Annotated in this window: 3 protein-coding genes; all 3 read left to right on the top strand. The window is 38.6% G+C overall.

Annotation, left to right across the window (positions count from 1 at the left end):
* Nucleotides 1–147: 147 nt before the first annotated feature.
* Complete coding sequence (locus ACQY26_RS05555; RefSeq protein WP_428048155.1) at nucleotides 148–906, top strand: hypothetical protein; 759 nt, start codon at nucleotides 148–150, stop codon at nucleotides 904–906.
* The gene (locus ACQY26_RS05560; RefSeq protein ID WP_428048156.1) at nucleotides 896–2,125 is read left to right on the top strand and encodes a restriction endonuclease subunit S; all 1,230 of its coding nucleotides are present in this window, start codon (nucleotides 896–898) and stop codon (nucleotides 2,123–2,125) included. The genes ACQY26_RS05555 and ACQY26_RS05560 overlap by 11 nt, the downstream gene beginning before the upstream one ends.
* The coding region (locus tag ACQY26_RS05565; RefSeq protein WP_428048157.1) for a type I restriction-modification system subunit M at nucleotides 2,122–3,350 on the top strand (1,229 nt) is incomplete at its 3' end. The genes ACQY26_RS05560 and ACQY26_RS05565, both read left to right, overlap by 4 nt.

Below are 3,350 nucleotides of genomic sequence, written 5' to 3' on the forward strand. Positions count from 1 at the left end.
ATGACGGAAAAAGACGTGCAGGAAACGCTAAGCGACAAAGGCGGTTTGTTAAAAGCCCGCCAAGTATTTACTACCCCGCTTTCTCTCCCCCTGTTGCTTACGGACTTAAACAACGCCCTTATCGGCGCAAACGGAGAGGAATAGAATATGGTAGAAGTCATTTCTTTTTTTAAGAATTTAAATATTAATGAGATATTTGCTACTATTATTTCTACTTTTGCGGGAGCTTGGCTTGCATATAAGTGGACAGAAAAAACTCAGCAAGGAATTGAGAAAAGGGCAAAGCAAGAAGAACAACAAAAAGACAGGGAAAATAAAACTTGGCAATTAAATTACCTAAATATTTTTTTATATACCCATATTAAGGCATTTATTGAGTTATTACAACATTTGCAAATAAGGTTAGGAATCGTAGAGAAATTTTTGCAAGCCCAGTCACTATCTGAAAGTGAACACCAATATATTCTAAGCCCTATTTCCGAATATCAAATTGACTTTCCATTAAATGTGAATGAACTACTTTTTGTAGCTGATGATGAAGATTTTATTAAAGGATTAGTCTTTACTAAAACCTCATTAGCTAATTATTATGAAGAAATCCAAATGTTAAATAATAGTTTGTCACCATTGCAGGTCCTTGTTCTTTCCAATCAATTGACATCAGAACATATAAAAGTTTTGAAAGCAAAAATCAGATTCGTTATAGAAGGAATTTCTTATACCATTTGTACATTTCATAAAACATTAGAAATCGCAAAAAAATATAACGAAGGCCATGATAAGTTACCACTAAATAAAATAAAAGAATTTACAAATGAAGAGCAAACCTCTATTAAGTTTGCTAGTGATGTTAGGCAAAGCATTTATAAACATTTAAAACAACAAAAAAACGCATATGGTAAATAGAATTGCTCCCTATTCATGGAAAACATTTTCAGTAAAAGATGTTATTAATAATGTTTCTATTGGAAATAAAATTCCCTCTAAAAAATATCTGGAGCGAGGACTATATCCTGTTATAGATCAAGGGCGGGATTATATCAGTGGATATACGAATAATGAAAACGGAGTAATCACGAGTATACCCGTGATTATTTTTGGTGATCATACTCGCGTGTTTAAATATGTAGATTTTTCTTTTGTTCCCGGTGCTGATGGAGTAAAAATTTTTAGGGCTAAATCCTTTTTTATCCCAAAACTTCTTTTCTATTTCTTGCAAGCGGTTATCTTGCCTGATCGAGGGTATGCAAGGCATTATCAGTATTTGGCGAAGTCTACAATCCCCGTTCCGCCTATGGCGGAACAAAAGCGGATTGTGAAAAAGATTGAAGAACTGTTTGCCGTTATTGATAAAACCGTTAAATCTTTAAACGAAACTAAAGAACACCTTGCCCAATATCGCCAAAGTGTTTTACAACAGGCTTTTTCCGGTAAATTGCATAAAACAACAGTTTGGAATCAGAATTCTTTGAATGCTCTGTGTAGATATATTCAAAGAGGTAAGTCCCCAAAATATATTACATATAGCGCACTACCAGTGATTAACCAAAAATGTATTCGCTGGAAAGAATTGCAAATACAATATTTGAAATTTATTGATCCTATTCAATTTGGATCGTGGATTCGTGAACGCCATGTTCAGCCTATGGATATTTTGTGGAATTCAACAGGTACAGGAACGATAGGGCGTGCCTATTTGTACCAAGGAACGGAGTTAACAGATGCTGTTGTAGATAGTCATGTGACTATCGTACGGGCGGATGTTACAAAAATAAATCCGCATTTTTTATTTTTCTATATTCAATCCCCATTTATACAGCGAAAAATTGAGAAGATGCAGTCCGGCTCTACTAACCAGGTTGAATTGGTGCGCAAAGAAATCCAAAATATACAGATTAATTTGCCCTCTTTGCCCGAACAAAAAGCCATTGTCGCTAAAATAGAAACGGCGTTTGCGGCGGCAGATAAGGCCGAAAAAGCAATCTCTGCAGCCTTGGAGCAGGCACAACAACTTAAGCAAAGTATTTTAAAACAGGCCTTTGAGGGGAACCTTGTCCCGCAAGACCCTAACGATGAACCCGTAGATCTCAGCCAAATTAAAAAACATAAAGGAAAATCAAAATGACCGAAGCCTCTTTAATTACTAAAATTTGGAACTATGCCACTATTATGAAAGATGCCGGGCTTAGCTATACAGACTATGTCCGTCAGCTGACGTATCTACTTTTCTTAAAAATGGACCATGAACGTGCAACTTTGCTCAATGAAGGTTCTATCGTGCCGGCCTCTTATCGTTGGCATACCCTCTTATCTTTAAACGGAGCGGAGCTAGAACAGCATTATTCAAAAGCTTTGGAAGCGTTATCTAAAGAATCCGGCATAATTGGCACTATTTTTCGCCGTGCGAAAAACGAAATTACCGAGCCTGCCAAACTTAAACAACTGATTTCCCTTATCAATAAAGAAACTTGGCTTGCCTTGGATATGGACGTAAAAGGCGCTATTTACGAGGGCCTTTTGCAAAAGAACGCTACCGAAACAAAAGCCGGCGCCGGCCAGTATTTTACGCCCCGCCCATTAATCCGCGCGATGGTAGAGGTAATGCGCCCCACGCCGGAAATGTCGGTAGTGGATCCTGCGTGCGGGACGGGCGGTTTTTTATTGGCTGCGTATGATTATATGAAGAAGCAGACGCGGGATTCCCATATTTTAAAGGAGCTTCGCGCTAATAAACTCCACGGTAATGATATTACGCCGCTGGTAGTCAACTTGTGCGCGATGAACCTCTATCTGCATGGTATTGGCGAAGGTAAATGCCCGATTGAGGAAAAAGACTCTCTTTTAAGCGCCGGCTCAAAACGTTATGATATGTGTTTAACCAATCCGCCGTTTGGCAAAAAAAGTTCTACCACTATAGTGGGCGAAGACGGTTCATTAAAAAAAGAAAAAGATAACTATGAGCGGGCTGATTTTATTGCTACGACATCCAACAAGCAAATCAATTTTTTGCAGCATATTATGACGATTTTAAATACTCCCGGTTATGCCGCTGTAGTCGTGCCGGATAATGTGCTTTTTGAAGGCGGCGCGGGGGAGAAAGTCCGCAAACGCCTGTTAAACGAATTTAACTTGCATACTATTTTACGTTTGCCGACGGGTATTTTTTATGCGCAAGGCGTAAAAGCAAATGTTATTTTCTTTGATAAGAAGCCTGCAAGTCCAGAAATGCAGACAAAGGATATCTGGATCTACGATTTCAGAACTAATATCCACTTTACCCTTAAGCAGCATCCTATGACCGATGCAGATCTGTTGGACTTTATTCAGTGCTACCACCCGGAGAACCGGCA

Source organism: Candidatus Proelusimicrobium excrementi (assembly GCF_937881865.1).
Taxonomy (GTDB): domain Bacteria; phylum Elusimicrobiota; class Elusimicrobia; order Elusimicrobiales; family Elusimicrobiaceae; genus Proelusimicrobium; species Proelusimicrobium excrementi.

Excerpts from the sequence above, each read along its gene's own strand:
- ACQY26_RS05555 (WP_428048155.1), top strand. The coding sequence starts at position 148 with ATGGTAGAAGTCATTTCTTTTTTTAAGAATTTAAATATTAATGAGATA.
- ACQY26_RS05560 (WP_428048156.1), top strand. The coding sequence starts at position 896 with ATGGTAAATAGAATTGCTCCCTATTCATGGAAAACATTTTCAGTAAAA.